This window comes from Tritonibacter sp. SIMBA_163 (assembly GCF_046535935.1).
Lineage (GTDB): Bacteria > Pseudomonadota > Alphaproteobacteria > Rhodobacterales > Rhodobacteraceae > Epibacterium > Epibacterium scottomollicae.
In genome coordinates, this window is the sequence record NZ_JAWJBP010000117.1 from 1 (window position 1) to 467 (window position 467).

1 protein-coding gene is annotated in these 467 nt (G+C 41.1%); it reads left to right on the plus strand.

Annotated elements, in window-relative coordinates; all coding sequences use genetic code 11:
* A partial coding sequence (locus R0J92_RS21695; protein ID WP_411053159.1) for a YopX family protein occupies nt 1-369 on the plus strand: 369 nt, incomplete at its 5' end.
* Nucleotides 370-467: the final 98 nt, after the last annotated feature.

Consider the following 467-nt stretch of genomic DNA (forward strand, 5'->3'; position numbering starts at 1 on the left):
AGCATGGACATTAATCCTGGTTCTTATATCTCTAATAAAGCTGGCGTTCCATTTGCTTACAGAGTGAGGCCGGAAACAGTTGGGCAATACACCGGATTGAAGGACAAGAACGATCAGAAGATTTATGAGGGGGATATTTTAAAAAGAACAGTCACGGTTGTTATGTACGGTTCAGGCAAACCACCTGAAGATATTGTTGAATACATGAAAGTTGAGTATCGAGAAGATTATGCGGGCTTCTATATCGGAGAAAGGCCACTGTTTGTTTATGTGGACAATACTCGTGATGTCGATACTGGCTGTAGATGCACCAAAGCAGAAGTCATCGGCAACATTTACAAAGATCCTGAGCTTTTAGAATCTAAATAAAAACGATATTTCAACCAGAGTCCAGGGAGGTAATGAAATGAACTTATATGAAATTATGCTAGAGCACTTTGCACCCAAGGGAAGTGAGCGGGGCATCT